Source organism: Sphingomonas sp. Leaf22 (assembly GCF_001421715.1).
Taxonomy (GTDB): domain Bacteria; phylum Pseudomonadota; class Alphaproteobacteria; order Sphingomonadales; family Sphingomonadaceae; genus Sphingomonas.
The window spans coordinates 12707-30733 of the sequence record NZ_LMKP01000005.1; the positions used below are offsets into that span (position 1 = coordinate 12707).

General features: G+C 67.9%; 15 protein-coding genes. 5 read left to right on the forward strand and 10 right to left on the reverse strand.

All coding sequences use genetic code 11. The features are described from left to right. From copD to ASE70_RS03755, 10 genes are all read right to left on the reverse strand, one after another. Positions 1 to 849: a copper homeostasis membrane protein CopD gene (gene copD / locus ASE70_RS03710; RefSeq protein WP_056501537.1), complete on the reverse strand. Its 849-nt coding sequence runs from the start codon at positions 847 to 849 to the stop codon at positions 1 to 3. 2 nt (positions 850 to 851) lie between these two features. After that, entirely contained in the window at positions 852 to 1217 is a 366-nt protein-coding gene (gene copC, locus ASE70_RS03715) for a copper homeostasis periplasmic binding protein CopC (protein WP_056398279.1), read from the reverse strand. Positions 1218 to 1296: 79 nt separating this feature from the next. Beyond that, positions 1297 to 2043 carry a DUF4198 domain-containing protein gene (locus tag ASE70_RS03720; RefSeq protein WP_082438903.1) on the reverse strand — a complete coding sequence of 249 codons (747 nt, stop codon included), beginning with the start codon at positions 2041 to 2043 and terminating at the stop codon, positions 1297 to 1299. 66 nt (positions 2044 to 2109) lie between these two features. Then, the gene (locus tag ASE70_RS03725) at positions 2110 to 4302 is read right to left on the reverse strand and encodes a TonB-dependent siderophore receptor (protein ID WP_056501540.1); all 2193 of its coding nucleotides are present in this window, start codon (positions 4300 to 4302) and stop codon (positions 2110 to 2112) included. A 213-nt stretch (positions 4303 to 4515) separates the two neighbouring features. Further along, complete coding sequence (locus tag ASE70_RS03730) at positions 4516 to 5670, reverse strand: M20 aminoacylase family protein (protein ID WP_056398285.1); 1155 nt, start codon at positions 5668 to 5670, stop codon at positions 4516 to 4518. A 19-nt stretch (positions 5671 to 5689) separates the two neighbouring features. Beyond that, entirely contained in the window at positions 5690 to 6184 is a 495-nt protein-coding gene (locus ASE70_RS03735; protein ID WP_056398288.1) for an Lrp/AsnC family transcriptional regulator, read from the reverse strand. A 38-nt stretch (positions 6185 to 6222) separates the two neighbouring features. Next, positions 6223 to 7599, reverse strand: coding sequence for an aminotransferase class III-fold pyridoxal phosphate-dependent enzyme (locus ASE70_RS03740; RefSeq protein ID WP_056501542.1), 1377 nt, complete (start codon positions 7597 to 7599; stop codon positions 6223 to 6225). A 316-nt stretch (positions 7600 to 7915) separates the two neighbouring features. After that, positions 7916 to 8983 (reverse strand): tartrate dehydrogenase, encoded by a 1068-nt coding sequence (locus tag ASE70_RS03745; RefSeq protein ID WP_056398293.1) that lies wholly within the window; start codon positions 8981 to 8983, stop codon positions 7916 to 7918. Then, positions 8980 to 10404 carry an NAD-dependent succinate-semialdehyde dehydrogenase gene (locus tag ASE70_RS03750; RefSeq protein ID WP_056501676.1) on the reverse strand — a complete coding sequence of 475 codons (1425 nt, stop codon included), beginning with the start codon at positions 10402 to 10404 and terminating at the stop codon, positions 8980 to 8982. The genes ASE70_RS03745 and ASE70_RS03750 overlap by 4 nt, the downstream gene beginning before the upstream one ends. A 41-nt stretch (positions 10405 to 10445) precedes the next feature. Further along, the gene (locus ASE70_RS03755; RefSeq protein WP_200925592.1) at positions 10446 to 11354 is read right to left on the reverse strand and encodes a GNAT family N-acetyltransferase; all 909 of its coding nucleotides are present in this window, start codon (positions 11352 to 11354) and stop codon (positions 10446 to 10448) included. Between the two features lie 324 nt (positions 11355 to 11678). Here ASE70_RS03755 and ASE70_RS03760 point away from each other — a divergent pair, with 324 nt between their 5' ends. From ASE70_RS03760 to ASE70_RS03780, 5 genes are read left to right on the forward strand one after another with little or no spacing between them, the layout of a single operon-like run. Continuing rightward, on the forward strand, positions 11679 to 12959 hold the full coding sequence (locus ASE70_RS03760; protein ID WP_056501545.1) for an NAD(P)/FAD-dependent oxidoreductase: 1281 nt from the start codon (positions 11679 to 11681) through the stop codon (positions 12957 to 12959). Then, complete coding sequence (locus ASE70_RS03765) at positions 12956 to 14482, forward strand: ABC transporter substrate-binding protein (protein ID WP_235519575.1); 1527 nt, start codon at positions 12956 to 12958, stop codon at positions 14480 to 14482. Before ASE70_RS03760 ends, ASE70_RS03765 begins: the two co-directional genes overlap by 4 nt. Continuing rightward, on the forward strand, positions 14479 to 15438 hold the full coding sequence (locus tag ASE70_RS03770; protein ID WP_056501549.1) for an ABC transporter permease: 960 nt from the start codon (positions 14479 to 14481) through the stop codon (positions 15436 to 15438). Before ASE70_RS03765 ends, ASE70_RS03770 begins: the two co-directional genes overlap by 4 nt. Continuing rightward, positions 15435 to 16232 (forward strand): ABC transporter permease, encoded by a 798-nt coding sequence (locus tag ASE70_RS03775; RefSeq protein ID WP_056501551.1) that lies wholly within the window; start codon positions 15435 to 15437, stop codon positions 16230 to 16232. The genes ASE70_RS03770 and ASE70_RS03775 overlap by 4 nt, the downstream gene beginning before the upstream one ends. Continuing rightward, on the forward strand, positions 16229 to 18019 hold the full coding sequence (locus tag ASE70_RS03780; protein WP_056501555.1) for an ABC transporter ATP-binding protein: 1791 nt from the start codon (positions 16229 to 16231) through the stop codon (positions 18017 to 18019). The genes ASE70_RS03775 and ASE70_RS03780 overlap by 4 nt, the downstream gene beginning before the upstream one ends. Positions 18020 to 18027 lie beyond the last annotated feature (8 nt).

Consider the following 18027-nt stretch of genomic DNA (forward strand, 5'->3'; position numbering starts at 1 on the left):
TCAGGCAGCTGCCGAGATCGGTGGTTCGAGCGTACCGGCCCAACCGATCAGCAGCACGATCAGGATGGCAGCGGCGAACTCGACCGACAGGCTGATCCGCAGCGCGCGCACGTCGCCGCTGGCGACGAGGTGCGGGGTCAGGACGAACCGGTTGGCCGCGGCGAGCGCCAGCATCAACGCGAACAGCGCCAGCTTGGCGAGTAGCAATTGCCCGTACAGGCTGTCGCCGAGCCGGGCGACGCCATCGATGCCGACCATCATGGCGGCGTTGACGATGCCGGTCAGCAGGATCGTGGCGACGATCGCCGTGCCAATCCCCGCAAAGCCCGCAAGCGCATCCCCGGTCCGCGCCGATCGGCGTAGCGCCAGTCCGACGAACACCGCCAGCGCCCCGATCCATGCGCCCGCTGCCAGAATATGCAGGATGTCGGGCACCAGATGCAGCAAGCCCACCGCCCCCTCGTGCATCGCGCCATGGCCGTTCCATGCCAGCGTCGCGCTGGCGATCGCAGCCAGCAGCGCGACGAGGGTGAAGCGGGGCCGTGGCACCAGCAGCGCGACCAACATCGCCACCAGCGCGGCATTGCGGATCAGGAAGGCGGTGCCCGGCGTCGTCTCACGCACCAGCATCCATAGCAGGTTGCGATCGAGCGATCCGACCCCCGCCCCGGTCATCGACGCCGCCATCAGGACGAAGGCGACCCCGGACAGGAGCAGCGCGGCGACGGTGGCGACGATCGTCCCCCGCCGCCCGGCCAGACCTTTTCGGGCGAACAGCGCCAGCCCGAACGTCGCCGGCAGCACCGCCAGCAACAGGCCGCGCACGACGACGAACGCGGCCGCGGCCAAGATCAGCCCACCGTGATCGTGTAGCTGCCCGCCACCCGGTGGGTATCGGTCGATACCACATGCCAGTCGACGCGGTAGCTGCCGCGCGGCAGCGGACGGGCGAGCGCCAGCACCAGCGAGCTGCCGTCATCGCCGAGCTTGGCGGTGGCAGGGATGCGGTGCGGCCCCATGCCCGGCATCGGCAGCATGGTCAGTTCCGCGCCCGACAGCGGCGCGACCAGCTTTTCCGAAAAGCTCAGCGTCAGCGTCCTGGGACCCGCCGCGACCTTCGCGTCGGCGGCCGGCGTCGCCGATACCAGCTTGGGATGGGCGAGTGCCGGGACGGCGAACAGGGCGGCAGCGGCGAAACCGGTCAGGATGTGACGCATGGGGCAGAAACTCCGAAGGGGGGACGGCGAACCACCGTCCCCAGTCTGTACGCAGGCGAATCGATCGCCCCTCACCCGGTCATTCGGGCGCGTGCGCCAGGGTGAAGGCGAGCGTAGCGGTGTGTTCGATCCGATCATATTTCTTCGGATTGTCGCTGGGACCGGCGAACACCGCGCGCAAGACGTTCAGCCCCTGATTACGGACCGGAAAGGTGACGCTGCCATCGGCGGCGGTCTCGACTTCCTTCGCATCGGGATCGTTGACCATGTCGGCGATCACCCGCACCCCGGCCTGTGGCTTGCCGTCGAACAGCGCGATATATGTCAGCGGCGCGCCATGTTGTTCGGGCAACGGCCCGGCCGGGACCAGTTGCAGCACCTGATGCGGCAGCGCCGGGATGCGTCCGGTCAGCGGACCTTCGACGGCGACGGCATATTTCACCGTCTTTTCGGACAGGGTCGCATCGGGCATCTCGTCGCGGCCCTTCTTTTCGAACTCCGCCGATCCGCGCCGCGACCAGGTGCCGTTCTGAAGCACCGCGCTGACCAGTACCGGCTTGGCCACGGTATCGATCAGCACCACCGGCCCCGATACGCGCGCGGTCGCCGCGATCGGGTGGAATTGTGCGTCATAGGCGGCGATGTGTTCGGCCTGCGGCAGGCGGCGGACCATGTCGAGATCGTCGGCACCGATGCCATAGACCAGCGCGACCTGCTTGGCGCGCTGCGTGAACCAGATGCCATGGGCAAAGGAAGGGGCGGCAAGCGCGGCGATCATGCCGGCGGCGATCCAGCGCGATGCGCGCAGCAGGCGTTCGTGGCTCATGACACCTCACAGATCGAAGGAAGAAGGGCAACGGCCGGCGCGCTGGCGACGCCGGCCGAAGGTGGTTCAATAGGCGTAGCCGACCCGCACCATGAACTGGCGCGGCGCGCCGGGCAGCGTCCACAACCGCGAATAGGAGCTGGGGAAATACTGTTCGTCGAACAGGTTCGTCACCTCGCCCGACACGCGCAGCCGCTCGGTCGGTTCGTACGACGCCATGACCCGGGTCAGCGTATAGGCGGGCAGGTAATAGAAGTCGCCGCTGGCAAAGCGGAAGCCGGTCTCGCCCAGCCGCTTGCCGACATAGTTCACGCCCGCGCCCAGCGTCAGCCGGCTGCTGCCGATGTCGAAATCCTTGAACAGCAGCGCGCTGCCGCTGTTCTTCGGGATGTTGAGCAGCGGATCGCCCTCGCGCAGGCCGAAGCCGAAATTGGGGTCGAGCGCGTTCTGCGCCACTTCGGCATCGACATAGGCATAGTTCAGCTGGACCCGGAACCCGGCCGGCAGGTTGCCCGACAATTCCGCCTCGACGCCCTTGCTGCGCGCCTTGCCCACCGCCAGCGAGAAATTGGCGTTGATCGGGTCGGCGGTCAGCACATTGTCCTTCGTCGTCTTGAAGAAGGCGAGCGTCCCCGTCAGCCGCTTGCGCAGCAGCGAGATCTTCGCCCCGGCCTCATAGGACACGGTGCGTTCGGGTTCGAAGGCGTTGTTGCCGGCGTCGGTGCCGTTGTTCGGACGGAAGCCGCGACCGTAATTGGCGTATAGCGAGAAATCGTCCCCCAACAGATAGGTTGCGCCGACCGACGGGCTGAACGCGGTCTTCGACTGCATGGTCCGGCGATTGGCGATCCGGTCGTCGACGATCTGTTCGAATTCGTCATAGCGTCCCCCGAAGCGGATCTTGAGCGCATCGGTCACGTCGACCTGATCCTGCAGATACCCGCCCCAGCTATATTGCCGTTCGCGATAACTCTGGAACGCGCCTGCGGCCGGCAGCTTGCCATAGACCGGATCGAAGATGTTGATGCGGTTGCCGAGCGTGAAGTTGCCGACCGCCTGCGCCGCGATGGCGGGCGGGCGATACCGGTTCTGGACGATGTCGAGTTCGTAATCGTCCCAGTCGGCACCGACGATCATGTGATGGCCGATCGGTCCGGTCGTGAATTCGCCGCTGAGTTCGCCGCGAAAGGTCAGGTCGGTGGTCGAATAATCGCGCACGCGGCGCTGGCGCGACAGGGTCGTGCCGTCGGTGTACAGCCGCTGGCGACCGGCGGCGAGTTCCGCCTCGGTCGACGAGCCGCGGAAGAACGTGTCGCGATAGCCGACGCCCAGCACCAGCGACCAGTCGGGGCTGAAGTCATGCTGCAACTGCGCCTGGTGCCCCATGGCGCGGACATGGACCGGCCCGTCGCCCGGTTCGCCGAAAAAGCGTTCGCGCGGGACGAGCTTCAGATCGCCGGTCGGCGCGACGATGCCGCGATCGAACGTCACCTTCTGATCGATGAATTCGAATTCGTAGCTGATCGAACTGTCCCGTCCGAGCTTGGCGAGGATCGACGGCGTGACCGTGACCTTCTCGCTCGACACGAAATCGCGGAAGCTGTCGGCGGACTCGGCCGCCCCGGTCACGCGCACCGCGACGCGGTTCGACAGCGGCACGTTGATATCGCCTTCGCTGCGGAAATTGTTGAAGCTGCCCGCCGAGAAGGTCGCGCCACCGTGCAGGTCGAACCCCGGCTTCTTGGTGATGATGTTGACGGTGCACCCCGGCTCGCCACGACCGAACAGCGACGAATTGGGACCCTTCAGCACCTGGATCTGCTGGACGTTCGACGTGTCGCGCCCGCCGCCATAGCCGCGCGCGGCATTGAAGCCGTTGACCAGATAGTTGCTGCCGCTGCTCTCGTCGCCGGTGAAACCGCGACAGGCGAACACGTCGAACAGGCCGCCGAAATTATTCTGCCGCGCGATGCCGGTCGCGAAATCGAGCGCGTTGTCGAGCCGGGTGATGCCGGCATCCTTCAGCGTTTCCGACGACAGGATCTGGATGCTCTGCGGCACCTCGATCGTCGGGACGTTCGCGACATATTGCTGGCGAACCCCCTCGACCACGATTTCGCTCTCGCCGGGCTGCCCCGCCTCCTCGGGCGCGCTCGCCGACGCGGTCGCTGCGGCGGTCAGTTCCTGTGCCGACACCGTGGTCGGTGCCAGAAGCGCCAGATTGGCGACGGTGAAGAAAAGCAGATGTCGGTTGCGCATTTGAACCCCCAAGCGTGAAACGGCTATCGCGTCGTCCTCGACCTGATGGCGTCCCGACCTTCGTCCCGGTTCCGATAAACCGGCTGGTCGATGTAGCGCCACCTCTGCGGCATCTGCATCATGCGGGGGGGCTTCAAGCATTTTGTTGCGAAGCTGTGACACCTTCGGAACGAAATGCGGCTTTGGGCGTGGTCCGCCCACGCATTCGTGCCGTCAGCCGGCGGGAAGCTGCTGGCGCGCCAGTTCGGCGAACCATGCGATGCCGATCGGCGTCACGGCGTCGTTGAAGTCATAGGCCGGGTGATGGAGCGCCGCGACATGGGTGTCGTCGCGCTGGCCCATCCACAGATAGGCACCGGGCCGGGCGCGCAGCATGAACGCGAAGTCCTCCGACGTGAACGCCGGGGCCGGTGCTTCCTGCGCATCGCCGCACACCGCCTGCGCCGCCGCCAGCGCGATCGCGGCGCTTTCGGCATCGTTCACCGTGGCGGGATAATAGCGGATATACTCGACCGCGATCTGCGTCTCGCTCGACCGTGCGACCCCGTCGCAGATCGCCCGCAGCGACTCCTCGATCCGGTCCTGCACGTCCGGCGAAAAGGTGCGGACGGTGCCGGTCAGCGTCACCGTCGCCGGAATGACGTTGTGCGAATCGCCACCATGCACCTTGGTCACCGACAGCACCGCGCTTTCGGTCGGGGGCAGGCGGCGGGCGACGATGGTGTTCAGCTGCTGGACCAATGTCGCCGCGGCAAGGATCGCGTCGGGCGTCTGGTGCGGCATGGCAGCATGGCCGCCCTTGCCCGAAATGGCGATTTCGAACCGGTCGGCGGCGGCCATGATCGGCCCCGGCCGGGTACGCGCGCTGCCCAGCGGCAGGTCGGGCCAGTTATGCAGCGCGAACACCCGGTCGCACGGAAAGCGATCGAACAGCCCGTCGCGGACCATCGCATCGGCCCCGCCCTGCCCTTCCTCGGCCGGCTGGAAGATGAAATGGATCGTGCCCGAAAAGTCGCGCGTCTTCGCCAGATGCCGCGCCGCGCCGATCAGCGTCGCGCTGTGCCCGTCATGGCCGCAACCGTGAAACACGCCCGGCGTCTTGCTGGCATAGGGCAGGCCGGTCTGCTCGGCGAACGGCAGCGCATCCATGTCGGCACGAAAGCCGATCGCGCCGTTGCCCGGACCGTTGCGCAGCGTACCGACCACGCCCGTACCGCCGATGCCCGTCGTCACCTCCAGCCCGGCGGCACGCAGCGCCTCGGCGATGATCGCGGCGGTGCGGTGTTCGGCAAAGCCCAGTTCGGGGTGCGCATGCAGGTCGCGGCGCAACGCGGCGAGGTCGGCAAGATCCTGGTCGTCGATACGCATCGTCGGGCGCCTTTCGTGGTTAGCTCCGCTCGTCGAACAGCGCCTCGATCGGGTCGTAGCGTTTCACGATGGGAGATTTGAGTACGATGTAGCTGAAATACTTCTCGATGCCGAAATCGCTTTCAAGGATCGATTCGATCAGCTCCTGATATTGCGAGACGTTGCGGGTGATGAACTTGACCAGATAATCATATCCGCCGCTGACCAGATGACATTCGACGATCTCGGGCACGTTGCGCGCGCGCTGTTCGAAACGTGAAAAATCGCCGGTGCGGTGATCCTTCAGCGTGATCTCGGTGAACACGGTCAGCGTCTCGCCCAGCTTGGCCAGCGCGACATGCGCGCCATAGCCGGTGATGTACCCCGCCTTCTCCAGCCGCTTGACCCGCGACAGACACGGGCTGGGCGACAGGCCGACCGCATCGGCCAGATCGACGTTCGTGATCCGCCCGTTGCGCTGCAATTGCGCAAGGATGCGGAAGTCCAGTCGATCGAGTTTGGGCGATGGTGTCATACAGGAGACTTTATCTCATCATTCCGTTATCGCAACGTCTATCGTAAGGCCGCGCGAACCTCGGCCATGTCCGCTACCTGATCCAGCGTCCGCGTGAGCCGCTCGATCAATGCAGCCATATCGGTTCCATCGCAACTGATCGCGGGTGCCAGACCGATCGTGCCGTCGGCGAAGGCGCGAAAGATGATGCCGTTGGCATAGCCGGTCCGCGCCAGCTTGTCGGGCAGGCCGACCGCCGGGTCGAACCGGGCCTTGCTGGCCTTGTCCGCGACCAGTTCGATGCCGGCCAGCATTCCGGCCTGTCGCACGTCGCCGACCAGCGGATGATCGGTGATCGCCGCCAGCCCGGCGGCCAGCTGCGGCGCGCGGGCGATCCCGTTGGCAAGGATGCCACCCTCGTACAGATCCAGCACCGCCAGCGCGACGGCGGCCGATACCGGATGCCCCGAATAGGTCGCGCCATGCCCGACCGGCAGGTGGTTGTCGGGACCATCGGCGATGCCGGCATAGATTTCGTCGGTCATCAGCACCGCGCCCATCGGCGCGTAACCGGCGGTCAGCCCCTTGGCGAGCGTCATCAGATCTGGCGTCACGCCCTCGGTCTCGCAGGCAAACATCGGCCCGGTACGGCCGAAACCGGTGATGACTTCGTCGGCGACCAGCAGGATGCCGAGTTCGGTGCAGGTGGCGCGCATTGCCTTCAGCCAGCCCGTCGGCGGGACGATCACCCCGGCCGACCCCTGTACCGGTTCGGCGAAGAAGGCGGCGACGTTGTCGGCACCGAGTTCGGCGACCTTCGCCTTCAGCGCGGCGACGCTGGCGTCGATCACCGCCTGCGGATCGCTGCCGACCGCGTGGCGATAGGGATAGGGGGCCGGGATATGATGCTGCCAGTCGTGCGGCAGGTCGAACAGCCGGTGGAACGCGGGCAGGCCGGTGATCCCCGCCCCGTTCGACGACGATCCGTGATAGCCCTTGTCGAGGGCGATCACCTGTTTCTTGGTCGGGCGGCCCTTGGCATTCCAGTAGTTGACGATGAAGCGCAGCGCGGAATCGACCGCGTCCGACCCGCCGAGCGAGAAATAGACCCGTTCCAGCCCCGGCGGCGACAGCTCGGCCAGCCGCTCCGCCAGCCGGATCGCCGGTTCGCTGGCAAAGGAGAAATAGCCGGTGGCATAGGGCAGCCGCCGCATCTGCTCCGCCGCCGCCTCGACGACGCTTTCATGACCATAGCCGATATTGACGCACCACAGCCCGGCAAACGCATCGAGCAGCCGGTTGCCGTCACCATCGGTCAGATACATGCCCTGCCCGCTGGTCAACACGGTCGCGCCCCGCGCCTCATGCCCGCGCCATGCGGTTACCGGGTGGATGAGGTGGCGTCGGTCGGCCTCGATCAGCGAATTGGAAAACATGGCTGGCCCTGTTGTCTGATGATGGGGCCAGTGTAGGGGCGGACGACGATGGCGGGAGCGATCCCGCACGCCGTACGACGCAGCCAAGCTGCCGAACTTCGCAGGCGTGCGGCAGATTATGCCGTGGGTCGCTTATCGTTGTTCCAGCCGAAACAGGACCGTGGCTCAGGCTGCGCGCCCGGTCCCGCCTTGGCCGTACCCCCGCGCAGGCGGGGGTCCAGGGTACCTGGCACAAACCGTTGTTCTGCTTGGCTCTGGACCCCCGCCTGCGCGGGGGTACGGCGATTGTGCGGTTGAGCGCGAGACCGATGCCGGCTCAGCCGATCGCCGCGGCGATCGCCTTCCCGCACTGCTCGGTATTCGCCGACCCTTTCAGGTCACGGGTCCGTCCAGAGTCACCCGCCAGCACCGTTTCGATCGCCGTCACGATCGACTTCGCCGCCGCATGTTCGCCGAAATGGTCGAGCATCATCGATGCGCACCAGATCTGCCCGACGGGATTGGCGACGCCCTGCCCCGCGATGTCGGGGGCCGAACCGTGCACCGGTTCGAACAGCGACGGCACGCTGCGATCGGGGTTGATGTTGCCGCACGGCGCGATCCCGATCGTACCGGTGCAGGCCGGACCCAGATCGGACAGGATGTCGCCGAACAGGTTGGACGCGACCACCACGTCGAAACGGTCGGGGTTCAGGACGAACTGGGCCGCGAGGATGTCGATATGATATTTGTCGGTGCGGATGTCGGGGTAGCGCGCGGCCATTTCGGCGACGCGGCTGTCCCACCACGGCATGGTGATGGCGATGCCGTTCGACTTGGTCGCCGACGTCACATGCCTGGCCGGACGCTTCTGCGCGAGGTCGAAGGCGTAGCGCAGGATGCGGTCGGTGCCGATGCGCGTCATCACCGTTTCCTGCAACACGACCTCGCGGTCGGTGCCGGGAAAGGCGGTGCCGCCGATCGCCGAATATTCGCCCTCGGTATTCTCGCGGACGATCATCATGTCGATGTCGCCGGGCTTGCGACCGGCCAGCGGGCACGGCACGCCCGGCATCAGCCGCGCCGGGCGAAGGTTCACATATTGGTCGTATTCGCGCCGGAACTGGATCAGCGAATCCCATAGCGAGATGTGATCGGGCACGGTGTCGGGCCATCCGACCGCGCCGAAGAAGATCGCATCGACATTTCCGATCCGCGCCTTCCAGTCCTCGGGCATCATCCGGCCGTGGCGGACATAATAATCGCAGCTCGCGAAATCATGCCATTGCTGCTCGACGGTGAAGCCATAGGCCGCCGCCGCCGCTTCCAGCGCGCGGATGCCTTCGGGGATGACTTCCTTGCCGATCCCGTCGCCGGGAATGACTGCAATCCGATACTTGGTCACAGGCCCTTCAATCCCCCCCAATGAAACGCTTTCGTTTCCAGATATTCGTCAATGCCTTCGCGGCCGCCCTCGCGGCCCAGCCCCGATGCCTTGATCCCGCCGAACGGCGACATTTCCATCGCGATGCTGCCGGTGTTCAGCCCGACCATGCCGAATTCCAGCGCCTCGCCGACGCGCCATGCGCGGTGCAGGTCCTCGGTATAGAAATAGCTGGCAAGGCCGAACGGCGTGGCATTGGCGAGGTCGATCGCCTCCTGCTCGGCCGAAAAGCGAAAGATCGGCGCGACCGGGCCGAAGGTTTCCTCCGACGCCAGCCGCATATCGGCAGTGGCCCCCGTCAGCACCACCGGCCGGGCGAAGCGTTCATCCTGCTCGACACCATCGGGCGCGGCGGCGATCGTCGCGCCCTTGGCGAGCGCGTCGGACAGGTGATCGGCGACCTTCGCGCAAGCGGCGGCATTGATGAGCGGGCCGATCGTGACCCCCTCCGTCCGGCCGTCGCCGACCCGCAGCGACCGAACCGCGTCGCCCAGTTTCTCGACGAAGCGGTCGTGGATGCCGTCCTGCACGAGGATGCGGTTGGCGCAGACGCAGGTCTGGCCGGCGTTGCGGAATTTCGACGCCATCGCCCCGGCGACGGCGGTGTCGAGATCGGCATCGTCGAACACGATGAACGGCGCGTTGCCACCGAGTTCGAGGCTCAGCCGCTTCAGCGTATCGGCCGACTGCTGCATCAGCAGCGATCCGACCCGCGTCGATCCGGTGAACGACAATTTGCGCACCACCGGCGAAGCGGTCAACGCCCCGCCGATCGCCTGCGGCAGACCGGTGACCATGTTGACGACACCCGCCGGCATTCCCGCCCGCTCGGCCAGCCTGCACAGCGCGAGCGCGGTATAGGGGGTCAGTTCGGACGGCTTGATGACGACGGTGCAGCCCGCCGCCAGCGCCGGTGCGACCTTGCGCGTGATCATCGCCGCCGGAAAATTCCACGGCGTGATCGCCGCACAGACGCCGACCGGCTCGCGGGTGGCGAGGATGCGGCGGTCGCTGGTCGGGGCCGGGATGGTGTGCCCGGAAATCCGCCGCCCCTCGCCCGCGAACCATTTCACGAACGACGCGGCATAGGCGATCTCGCCCTTCGATTCGGCCAGCGGCTTGCCCTGTTCAGCGGTCATGATCGCCGCCAGCGTATCGGCATGGTCGAGGATCAGCGCATGCCAGCGCTCCAGCAGCGTCGCGCGATCGTCGGCGGTACGCCGCTTCCACGCCGGCAAGGCGGCGGCTGCGGCGGCGATCGCCGCTTCGGTATCGGCCGCCCCGCCCGCCGGGATCGTGCCGACCACGTCGCCGGTCGCCGGGTCGGTGACGTCGAGCGTCGCACCGTCCCGTGCCGCGACCCATTCGCCGCCGATCAGCATCGATTCGATCAGCAGCCCGGTGCCGCGCAGGTCGTCGTTGCTCAGCACAGCGCCTGGCTCACGATCGCGAACGCCGTCGCCGGGGCGGTCGCCGGCGGCTCCGCGCCCTTCACCATCGTCACGACCCGTCCGACCCGTACCAGTCCCAGTTCCTCCAACCATGGTCCCAACCCGCTATTGCCGTGAATGTCGAGCCGGATGAACTCGCCACTGCGCGAGCCGATCCACTGCGCGATCAGCGCCTGCGCGCGGGTCCGGTCGGGGGCGATGACCGGCCCGACGACATAGCCGCGCCCGAACCGGCGGAACAGCGCGACGCCGGTCACCTCGTCCCCCTCCGTCAGCACCACGCCATGCGCCTTTTCGCGCAGCACCGTCATCACCGTCGGCCGGTCGAGACCGCTGGCGGCGCGCACCAGCGCATCGACCAGCGCGCCGTCGCGCGCGCCCATCGGCCGGATGCGCTCGCCGGCCGCCAGCGGCACCAGCGGTGCCTGGAACGCCGCACCCTGATGCTGCAGGATTTCGCCGATCCCGGTGAAGCCCAGCTTGCGATAGAGCGGCAGCCCGTCCTCGGTCGCGTTCAGCTGGATCGAACCATCGGGGCCGATCGCATCGGCGATCTGGTCGAGCACCGCCGCCATCACGATCCGCCCGATGCCCGCGCCGCGATGCCGCCGCGACACGATGACCATGCCGAGCGTCGCGACCTTCGGTCCGGCCCGCCACCACATGGTCGTACCCACGATTTCGCCGTTCAGTTCGGCGACCATGCCATTGCCGACCGTCAGCATGTCGGACAGATCCTCCGCCCGGTGCGGCCATTGCTCCGCCTTCGACAGGACATGCGCCCCGGCGACATCGTCCTGCGTCATCGGCCGCAGACGCATCGTCCGGCTTTCGGCGGGCTGGGGATCGGCACTCGTCTGCATCGTTTCGCGTTCCATCATGTCCTCGACCCATGGTGTACCCGGCCGCTGGGCGCAGGAGGTGCCGCGCCGCGCCGCAACCGGCATGGTATCGCGCGTAAATCGGCCGTCGGCCGGAATATCCTGCCGCCGGGACCCGGGCCGCCATCCGTCCCTGCCCGACGAACAACGCCGGTCGAACCCGATGGAAATACAAGGCGGGCGGTACGCTGTGCGGTGGTCGGGGCAGCGATCGGCACATATGCCCTGTCGTCCGACCAACTAAGGTGTAACGATGCCGGTGCGGTTGGAGCAGATTATGCCGTGCCGAAGCAGCATCGCTTCGATGGGGGACGCGGACACGCGATGAAGCTGGAATCCTATTGGCTGGACAGCGGCGAACGCTTTGCAGGGGCCGAACACGGCCCGGTGCCGGTGCGCGCGTCGGTGGTGGTCGTGGGCGGCGGCTTCACCGGCCTTGCCGCGGCGCGCACGCTGGCGATGGCCGGTGCCGACGTCGTGGTGGTCGAGGCCGGGCGCATCGCGGGCGAGGCATCGGGGCGCAATGGCGGCCAGTGCAACAACGGCATCGCCGGCGACTTCGCCGCGCTGACCAGCCGGTTCGGGATCGATCGCGCGACCGCGATCTATCGCGCGTTCGACACCGGCGTCGACCGGGTCGAGGCGATCGTCGCCGAAGAGGGCATCGCCTGCGACTTCGTGCGCAACGGCAAGCTGAAGCTGGCCGACAAGCCCGACCATGCGGCCAAGCTCGCCCGGACCGCGGAACTGCTGTCGCAGACGGTCGAACCCGGCATCCGCCTGATCGCCAAGGCCGACCTGCCCGACGAGATCGGATCGGACGCGTTCCACGGCGGCCTGTTGTTCCCGCGCAGCGGCTCGCTGCACATGGGCCGGTTCGCCGCCGGGCTTGCCGGTGCCGCCGTCCGACACGGCGCGAAACTGTACGAGAATGCGGCACTGACCGGCATGGAGCGGTTGTCCGGCGGTCGCCACCGACTGACGACGAAGCGCGGGATCATCGAGGCCGATGCCGTGCTGCTGGCGACCGGCGCGTCGATGACCGGGCCGTTCCGCTGGCTGCGACGGCGGATCGTGCCGATCGGCAGTTTCATCGTCGCCACCGAACCGCTGGGGCCGCTGGCGCAGGAGATCATGCCGGGACGGCGTAACGGCACGACCACCCGCAACGTCGGCAACTATTTTCGCCTGACCGCCGACGACCGGCTGATCTTCGGCGGGCGCGCCCGCTTTGCGCTGTCCAGCCCGCGCAGCGACACGCGCAGCGGCGCGATCCTCGAAGCGGGAATGCGCCGCATCTTTCCGCAGTTGGCCGATGCCCGCATCGCCCATACGTGGGGCGGGATCGTCGACCTGACCGCCGACCGGCTGCCCCGCGCCGGATCGCGCGACGGCATCTATTACGCCATGGGCTATAGCGGCCACGGCACGCAGATTTCGGTGGTGATGGGCGAGGCGATGGCGCGGATCATCGGCGGCGCGCCGGCGGTGGACGAAAATCCGTTCCACGCGATCGCATGGCCGGCGGTGCCGGGACATTTCGGCCCGCCATGGTTCCTGCCGGCGGTCGGTGCCTATTACCGCTATCAGGACTGGCGGCATTGATCGGCCGGCGCGATGCGATCCGCCTGATCGGCGGCGGCGGGCTGTCGGTCGGGCTGGGTGCCTGCGGGTTCGAACCGGCCCGGCCCGAACCGGTCGGCGGGCGCCTGCGCGTCGCCGTCGCGGTCAGCTCGACCGCCGACACGATGGACCCCGCGCGCCAGACCGTCGTCACCGATTTCTGCCGCTGCTCGATGGTCTATGACGGGCTGACCACGCTCGACGACCGGTTCCGGCCACAGCCGGCGCTGGCCGAGGCGATCGAGACCGCCGATGCCCGCGACTGGTCGATCCGGCTCCGCAAGGGCGTGCGGTTCCACGACGGATCGCCGCTGCGGGTCGCCGACGTCGTCTATTCGCTGCGCCGCCACCTCGACCCCGCCGTCGGATCGAAGGCGAAGGTGTTCGCCGACCAGTTCGCCTCGGTCCGCGCCGATGGCCCCGACCGGGTGCGCGTGGTGTTGAAGAGCGCGAACGCCGATCTGCCGACGATCCTTGGCATTCCGCAATTCCAGATCATCCGCGACGGCACGCGCGATTTCAACCGGCCCGTCGGCACCGGCCCGATGCGGATGATCGAATTCATGCCCGGCGTCCGCTCGCTCGCCGCACGCTACGACGATTACTGGCGCGGGCCGGTGCGGCTGGGCGAATGCGAGCTGTTCGCGATCTCCGACGACAGCGCGCGGATCAACGCGTTGCTGTCGGGCGATGTCGACCTGATCCACGCCATCAACCCGCGCATCGCCCGCCATCTGCGCGAGGCGGGCTTCGGCCTGCTCGAATCAAAATCGAGCGGCTATACCAACCTCATCGCCCGGCTCGACCGGGCACCGGGCAACAACCCCGACTTCGTGCGCGGGCTGAAACTGCTGCTCGACCGGGAAACGATGCGTACCGCGATCTTTCGCGGCTATGCGACGATCGCCAACGATCAGCCGATCGCGCCGACCAATCCCTATTACGACCCGAGCGTCCCGCAGCGGCCGTTCGATCCCGAACGCGCGCGCTTCCATTTCCGGCGCGCCGGGCTGGTGGGGACGCGGGTGCCGCTGGTCACCTCGACCGCTGCCGACAAGTCCGACGACATGGCGGTGCTGATCCAGGATGCGGGCGAACGTGCCGGGATCGGCTTCGACATTCGTCGCGTGCCGTCCGACGGCTATTGGACCAACAGCTGGATGAAGGTGCCGTTGGGGTTCGGGAACACCAACCCGCGCCCGACCGCCGACATCATCTTCACCCAGTTCTTCGCGTCGAACGCGCTGTGGAACGAAAGCGCGTGGAAGAACCAGCGGTTCGACCGGCTGCTCGACGCCGCGCGCGGCGAAACCGACGAGGCACGGCGCAAGTCGCTCTATGGCGAGATGCAGCATCTGATCCACGATCACGCCGGCATCGGCATCCCGCTGTTCATCAGTTCGCTCGATTCGTTCAGCCCACGGCTGAAGGGGCTGCGCCCGATGCCGCAGGGGGGATTGATGGGGTTCGATTTCGTGTCCCATGTCTGGCTGGAGGGCAAATGACGCTCTCGCCCCTCGCCTCGCTGATCGTGCGCCGGGTCGGCGCGTCGCTGGTCACGCTGCTGTTCGTATCGCTGGCGGTGTTCGGCATCGCGCAGTTGATGGAGGGCGACGTGGCCGAGGCGATCCTCGGCCAGAGCGCGACGCCCGAGGCGTTGGCCGGCCTGCGCGCGGCGATGCACCTCGATCAGCCGGCATGGGCACGCTATCTCGACTGGGCGACCGGCGTGCTGACCGGCGATCCGGGGCGCTCGCTCATCACCGGGCTGCCGGTGTGGGAGATGATCGCCGCGCGGCTGCGCAATTCGCTGACGCTGGCCGGGCTGACCGCATTGGTGTCGGTGCCGTTCGCGCTGCTGCTCGGTATCGTCGCGGCGGTGAAACGCGGCACGGCGTTCGACCGCGCGATCAGCATCGCGACGATCGGCATCGTCTCGGTCCCCGAATTCCTGATCGCGACGCTGGCGGTGATGCTGTTCGCGGTGACGCTGCGCTGGCTGCCGGCGCTGTCGTCGACGCGCGACGTGCATTCGACATGGGACCTGTTGCGGGTCTTCGCGCTGCCGGTGTTCAGCCTCGCCTGTTTCGTGATGGCGCAGATGGTGCGGATGACGCGCGCGGCGGTGATCGACGCGCTCGACACCTCCTATGCGGAGGCGGCCCGGCTGAAGGGCTGTTCGCCCGCGCGCGTCGTGCTGCGCCATGCCCTGCCCAATGCCGTCGGGCCGATCGCCAATGCGATCGCGCTCAGCCTGTCGACCTTGCTGGGGGGCGTGATCGTGGTCGAAATCATCTTCAACTATCCGGGCGTCGCGCGGCTGATGGTCGATGCGGTCGCGACCCGCGACCTGCCGCTGGTGCAGACCATCGCGATCATCTTCTGCATCGCCTATCTGGTGCTGGTCACGGCGGCCGACGTCGTCGCCATCCTCGCCAACCCCCGGTTGCGCCGCCGATGAGCAGGCTCGCGACCAGCGGCCGGATCGGCCTTGCCCTCGTGCTGCTGTGGGTGGCGGTGGCGCTGGCCGGTCCGGCGCTCGCCCCGCACGGCGTGGGGGAGATCATCGACCTCGACGTGTTCGGCCCGATCAGCCGCATGGCCCCGCTCGGCACCGACTATCTCGGCCGCGATATGCTCAGCCGGGTGCTGTACGGCGCGCGCTACACGGTGTTCATCGCCTTCGTCGCGACCGCCATCGCCGTCGTGACCGGCGTGCTGCTCGGTCTTGCCGCGGCGGCGGGGGGGTGGGTCGACACGCTGCTGTCGCGGCTGTTCGACATCGTCATCGCCATTCCCAGCCTGATGTTCGCCCTCGTCGTGATCGCGGCGACGGGCGCGTCGATCCCGGTGCTGATCGGGACGCTGGCGGTGATCTATACCCCCGGTGCGTTCCGCACCGCGCGCGCGCTGGCGCTCGGCGTCATGGCGCTCGACTTCGTGTCCGCCGCCCGCGCGCGGGGCGAACGCCTGCCCTATATCGTGGTGCGCGAAGTGCTGCCCAACGTCACCGGGCCGCTCGCCGCCGATTTCGGGCTGCGCTTCGTGTTCGTCGTGCTGCTGCTCAGCGGGCTGTCGTTTCTGGGGCTGGGCGTACAGCCGCCCGACGCCGATCTGGGCGCACTGGTCCGCGAGAATATCGCCGGCCTCGGCTTCGGCGCGCCCGCCGTGCTGTTTCCGGCGGTGGCGATCGCCTCCCTCACCATCGGGATGAACCTGTTGATCGACTCCCTTCCCGGACGGCGGCGGCGATGACCGCTCCGCTGGCGCGTATCGAGCATCTGCGCATCACCGCCACCGGCGAGGACGGGCGCGAGATCGTGATCGTCCCCGACTGCACGCTGTCGGTGGCCCCTGGCGAAGTGCTGGCGCTGATCGGGGAATCGGGGTCGGGCAAGACGACCATCGCGTTGTCGCTGCTCGGCTATGCCCGGCCCGGCTGCCGCATCGCCGGCGGCATCATCGAGGTGGCGGGCCAGCGGCTCGACACGGCGAGTGCCGAGGAACTGCGCGGCATGCGCGGTCGCACCGTCGCCTATGTCGCGCAGAGCGCTGCCGCCGCGTTCAATCCGTCGCTGACGATCATGGCGCAGGTCATCGAGCCCGCGCTGATCCACGGCACGCTCGACCGGGCGGCGGCGGAGGAGAAGGCGAAGGCGCTGTTCCGACGTCTCGCTTTGCCCGATCCCGACGGCGTCGGCGCGCGCTATCCGCATCAGGTATCGGGCGGGCAGTTGCAGCGGCTGATGGCGGCGATGGCGCTCATCACCGATCCCAAGCTAGTGATCTTCGACGAACCGACCACCGCGCTCGACGTGACGACGCAGATCGAGGTGCTGAAGGCGTTCAAGGACGCCGTCCGCGATCTGGGCACCACCGCCGTCTATGTCACCCACGACCTGTCGGTGGTGGCGCAGATTGCCGATCGCATCGCCGTGCTGAAGGGCGGCGAAGTCCAGGAACTCGGCACCACCGAACAGATCCTGTTCGCCCCGGCCCATGACTATAGCCGCGCGCTGGTCGCCGCCGCCGCGCCGCGCAAGCCCGCCGACGTTCCCGTTGCACAGGACCGGCCGCTGCTCGACCTGTGGGGCGTCGTCGCCGGCTATGGCGGGACCAACCATGACGGCACCCCCCGCGTGAAGATCCTCGACGGGATCGACGTGACGATCCGGCGCGGACAGGTGCTGGGCGTGATCGGCGAATCGGGCTGCGGCAAGAGCACGCTGGCGCGCGTCGTCGCCGGGCTGCACGCGCCGACCGCCGGCCGCATCCTGCTGGACGGCAAGCCGCTCGCCCCCGTCGTCCGCCGCCGCTCGCGCGACGAACTGCGCCGGGTACAGATGGTGTTCCAGAGCGCCGACACCGCGCTCAACCCCGCGGTCAGCGTCGGCGCGGCGATCGCCCGCCCGCTCGCCTTCTACCATGGCATGGACCGCCGGTCGGCACGGGCGGAGGTCGCGCGGCTGCTCGACCTCGTCCGCCTGCCCGCCGCGCTTGCCGACCGGCTACCGGGCGAATTGTCGGGCGGGCAGAAGCAGCGCGTAAACCTCGCCCGCGCGCTGGCGGCGCGCCCCGAACTCCTGCTGTGCGACGAAGTGACCTCGGCGCTCGACCCGGTGGTCGCCGAAGCGGTGCTCGACCTGCTGATCGAGCTGCGCCGCGAACTCGGCCTCGCCTATATGTTCATCACCCATGATCTGGAGATCGTGCGCGCGATCAGCGACGATGTACTGGTGCTCTATGCCGGCCGCATCGCCGAACGGGTGACGCGCGACGGCGTCGGCCATGGCGCGCATCATCCCTATACCCGGCTGCTGACCGCATCGGTGCCCGAATTGCGCCCCGGCTGGCTGGAGCAAACCCCCGCCCGCGACGCGAACACGACCGGCGGCGCGCGGATGCGCGAGGTCGGGTGCAGTTTCGTATCACGCTGCCCGCTGGCGATCGATGCCTGTGCCACGCAGATGCCGCCGTTGCTGGCGGAGGGCGACCGGCACATCTTCTGCCACCGGTCGATCGAGACGCTGGCGGAGCAGTAGAAAAAGCC

Coding starts and splice junctions, on each gene's coding strand:
- ASE70_RS03735 (WP_056398288.1), bottom strand. CDS start 6,184: ATGACACCATCGCCCAAACTCGATCGACTGGACTTCCGCATCCTTGCG.
- ASE70_RS03740 (WP_056501542.1), bottom strand. CDS start 7,599: ATGTTTTCCAATTCGCTGATCGAGGCCGACCGACGCCACCTCATCCAC.
- ASE70_RS03725 (WP_056501540.1), bottom strand. CDS start 4,302: ATGCGCAACCGACATCTGCTTTTCTTCACCGTCGCCAATCTGGCGCTT.
- ASE70_RS03780 (WP_056501555.1), top strand. CDS start 16,229: ATGACCGCTCCGCTGGCGCGTATCGAGCATCTGCGCATCACCGCCACC.
- ASE70_RS03760 (WP_056501545.1), top strand. CDS start 11,679: ATGAAGCTGGAATCCTATTGGCTGGACAGCGGCGAACGCTTTGCAGGG.
- ASE70_RS03720 (WP_082438903.1), bottom strand. CDS start 2,043: ATGAGCCACGAACGCCTGCTGCGCGCATCGCGCTGGATCGCCGCCGGC.
- copC (WP_056398279.1), bottom strand. CDS start 1,217: ATGCGTCACATCCTGACCGGTTTCGCCGCTGCCGCCCTGTTCGCCGTC.
- ASE70_RS03730 (WP_056398285.1), bottom strand. CDS start 5,670: ATGCGTATCGACGACCAGGATCTTGCCGACCTCGCCGCGTTGCGCCGC.
- ASE70_RS03750 (WP_056501676.1), bottom strand. CDS start 10,404: ATGCTGATCGGCGGCGAATGGGTCGCGGCACGGGACGGTGCGACGCTC.
- ASE70_RS03755 (WP_200925592.1), bottom strand. CDS start 11,354: ATGATGGAACGCGAAACGATGCAGACGAGTGCCGATCCCCAGCCCGCC.
- ASE70_RS03775 (WP_056501551.1), top strand. CDS start 15,435: ATGAGCAGGCTCGCGACCAGCGGCCGGATCGGCCTTGCCCTCGTGCTG.
- ASE70_RS03770 (WP_056501549.1), top strand. CDS start 14,479: ATGACGCTCTCGCCCCTCGCCTCGCTGATCGTGCGCCGGGTCGGCGCG.